The organism is Butyrivibrio sp., assembly GCF_024699075.1.
The window spans coordinates 1-3,747 of record NZ_JAILQF010000335.1; the positions used below are offsets into that span (position 1 = coordinate 1).

At 40.0% G+C, this 3,747-nt stretch carries 4 protein-coding genes and 1 pseudogene; all 5 read right to left on the bottom strand.

Going from position 1 to position 3,747, the window contains the following annotated elements; translation table 11 throughout:
• Window positions 1-399, bottom strand: a pseudogene (locus K6G87_RS13555) (phenylalanine--tRNA ligase subunit beta); the annotation flags it as partial.
• Between the two features lie 171 nt (window positions 400-570).
• On the bottom strand, window positions 571-1,620 hold the full coding sequence (gene pheS / locus K6G87_RS13560) for a phenylalanine--tRNA ligase subunit alpha (RefSeq protein WP_296838353.1): 1,050 nt from the start codon (window positions 1,618-1,620) through the stop codon (window positions 571-573).
• 478 nt (window positions 1,621-2,098) lie between these two features.
• Window positions 2,099-2,770: a DUF4956 domain-containing protein gene (locus K6G87_RS13565; RefSeq protein ID WP_296838356.1), complete on the bottom strand. Its 672-nt coding sequence runs from the start codon at window positions 2,768-2,770 to the stop codon at window positions 2,099-2,101.
• A complete protein-coding gene (locus tag K6G87_RS13570) occupies window positions 2,767-3,516 on the bottom strand; it encodes a polyphosphate polymerase domain-containing protein (RefSeq protein ID WP_296838359.1) in 750 nt (249 codons plus the stop codon). Before K6G87_RS13570 ends, K6G87_RS13565 begins: the two co-directional genes overlap by 4 nt.
• 30 nt (window positions 3,517-3,546) lie before the next feature.
• The coding region (locus K6G87_RS13575) for a hypothetical protein (RefSeq protein WP_296838362.1) at window positions 3,547-3,747 on the bottom strand (201 nt) is incomplete at its 5' end.

Sequence of the window (3,747 nt, forward strand, 5' to 3'; positions counted from 1 at the left end):
CTCAACACCTGAGCAGAGCATACCTTCAGAATCATATCCGCGAAGCTTGCCCTTCTTGATAGTAGCAACGCCTACAACAGTAACATGATCCTTAGCAGTCTCAATAACTGTAGCTCCGTCAAGTGCAAGAGGATACTTGCCGCCTGCCTTAACATTATCAGCACCGCAGACAACCTTGAATGTTCCGTGAGCACCAGCATTTACTGTGCATGCATGAAGGTGAGTATCAGGAATATCTTCGCAAGTCTCTACCTGTCCTACTACAACCTTGGAAATATCCTTACCGACTTCCCAGCTTTCTTCTACTTCAAAACCGCATGAAAAGAGCTTCTTCTCAAGTTCTTTGGGTTCAATATCTATATCTACATAATCTTTAAGCCAACTTAAAGGTACTAACATTTTGATTCCTCCTGGTTTTTATATTTCATCCGAACTTTTTTTCGGAAGTGGTGACGCTTTGCGGCGCCACTTCTCCTAGTTGAATGCAACGCATTCAACGCTTTTTCTCGGAAGTGGTGACGCTTTGCGGCGCCACTTCTTCTAGTTGAATACTGTGTATTCAACTAGTCTTTATTCGTAGTGGTTAATCTGATCAAGAACATCAAGGTCTGACTCGAACAAGAGCTTGATGTTATTGATACCATACTTAAGCATTGTGATACGCTCGATACCTATACCAAATGCGAAACCACTATATTCGTTAGAATCAATTCCGCAGTTCTCAAGTACCTTCTTATTAACAACACCACCGCCGAGAACTTCGATCCAGCCTGTACCCTTACAAAGGCTGCATCCCTTACCGCCGCATTCGAAGCAGCTGCAGTCAACTTCTACAGATGGCTCTGTGAATGGGAAGTATGAAGGACGAAGTCTTGTCTTTGTACCTTCGCCGTAGATCTTCTGTACGAAAAGATCAAGTGCTCCCTTAAGGTCGCAAAGGTTGATATTCTTATCAACTACAAGACCTTCCATCTGTGAGAACATAGGTGAGTGTGTAGCATCATCATCAGAACGGAAAACCTTACCTGGTGAAAGGATCTTGATCGGAGGCTTCTGATTCTCCATTACGTGGATCTGACCTGCTGATGTCTGTGTACGAAGAAGATATTCAGGACTTAAATAGAAAGTATCCTGCATATCTCTTGCAGGGTGATCTGCAGGAGTATTAAGTGCAGTAAAGTTATAATAATCATTCTCTATTTCAGATCCTTCGAAAATCTCAAAACCCATTCCTGCGAAAATATCTATAAGAGTCTCTCTCATCTGAGTTACAGGATGAAGGTTACCTGGTTTTCTGATCTTAGCTGGCATAGTTACGTCGATCTTCTCATTCTCGTATCTAAGCTTTGCTTCCTTCTCCTTCATCTTCTTGTCGATTACATCAAATCTTTCAAGTGCCCATGCTTTAAGATCATTTACAGCCTTACCATATTCAGCCTTTGACTCCTTTGGAACATTTTTCATTTCCTTCATAAGTGCGCTGATCTTACCAGCCTTAGGATCCATGAAGCTCTTTCTTGCTTCATATACAAGCTTTGATGTATCAATGCTCTCAGTTTTTTCTTTGATCTCGCTACGAATCGCTTCGATCTTCTCTGTTAATGCAGCGTTCTCTAACATTTCCTTCCTCCGTTTCTGCTTCTTGCCAGCACCCGGAAAACTATGATCACATATTTTTCCAGGTCTATTGCAACAAAAAAGTCCCTTGCAAATGCATATCGCATCTGCAAGGGACGAATTATCATAATAATCCGCGGTACCACCCGTGTTCCTGCCTATAATATAAATCCGGCAGACTCTCAAATCGCTTAACGCGCGTAACGAATCAAACTACTTGGCAATTTAAATCTATACACCTCTGAATCCTTGTTCAAAAACATATACATCTAAATGCTGTTCATAAGATCTGCTCCGGTGCGAAAGTTCCGATCCTGTCTTTACCCTGAAGGACTTTCAGCCGGTGATCCTTCATCTCTTTCTAACCATTTGGGAAAACAAGTCTTCTTAGCGGTATCCGCTACACCATCAATGCATTTAATCATCATTTTAATGATTGTATATTTAAAAGTCAAGCTTTTTGATGTCTAATATTTTTTACTCACCCATGATATTCCCCGTTGTACTGGATAAGGGTTATGTCCTTGACGTCGTCAATATTCCTTATTTTTTCTTCAAAGAACAGATTATTATTTTTTACAGACAGTTCTATAGCCATCTCTGTCTCCTGCCCTCTGAGAGTTTTGGATTTAATGCAATATTTCATTTTGCCAAGCTCCTGGATTATCTTATCTCCAGTATCATCGCCTGTATAGTGGATTACTGCCACATATATAGAAGGACCTGAGGCTTTGGCATAAAAGATTATGATGACAAGAAGCATTATGATACTGCTGCATATCGCCAGCATATACATCTGTGCACCGGCTGTAATTCCTGCTGTTATCGCCCAGAAAAGATATAAAAGATCAAGCGGATCCTTGATCGCAGTCCTGAATCTTACTATAGACAAGGCGCCGACCATACCAAGTGATATAACGACATTGGTACTTATTGCAAGAGTTACCATGCATGTAAGGACAGTCATACCGACTATAGTCACTGCAAAGCTCTTGGAATATATAACTCCGGCATAAAAGCTCCTGTATACCAAAAATATAAAAAGTCCAAGTATAAGTGCAGCTATAAGTGATACCACTATCTGTTCCGCATCCGTATCAGTAAAGTTTTCAGAATTAAGGAAAGAATTTTTGATTACATCTTTTACACTCATAATAATCCTCCTGAATCAGATCTTATGGTTCCTGTTTCCTCATAGTAATTAAATCCGTGAAGATAAGCTGTTTTATATGCACATATAGCAAATTTGGAATATGCTGTTATATCCAAAGCTCCCGCCGGAATCGCCTCTTTGACAGCCTTTGGAAGAAACTCAGTGAACTTGACCTCCATAATGCACTTGCCTTCCTCCATACAGGATAATGCAGGAAGATCCTTATCAAAGATGTCATTTGAAAGGACTGCTGCCCTTACATCCAAGTCGAAAGTAACTCTCACAGTTCCTTCCGGCAAAATAAACGGCAGCCTGTCATAGTCAACAATTACTCTTGGCTTCATAAGCTTTGTAATACATTCCACGTAGAACTGTTTTAAGAGCTCATTATCTTTTTTTAGTAAAAAAAGATAGTCGCCTTCTATAAGGCTTAAAGCCTCATCTTTAGTAAGGCTTGCCGATTCCTTGAAGATATAGCTTCCATACTTTTTCTTCCTTTCAAGCTTTATGGAAGTATCCTGGCAGTTATAAATTCTGATCCTCCACTTGGCTCTTTCCAGGATTCCTGCTTCCTTATCTTCAAAGGCGCTGTTCCAGTAATCATCAAAATATATGGATCTTATCATGTAGCCATCATTTCCTGCATGTGGATCATACTTCATAAGATGCTTAAGTCGCAGCTTAAGAAGGTCTTTATCGCTACATTTGATAAGATATTTAAGTTCGTGTCTGTACTGATCACTCATAAACAATCCTCAAATCAAGTTCCGCTTTCCTTATTCTCCTGCGTTATACTCTTCAGTAATACTTCCATCAAGATTTACATAAAAACTCTTCATTCCAAAATAATAGTTGTAATCGGTAATATAATAATCAAAAGCTCCCTGAGAATAGCCTGATTCATTGGTCGCAGTTATACTGATAAAATACTGACTACCGGGATCAAGTACTATCTGCTCCTCGAGGCTGGTCCATAC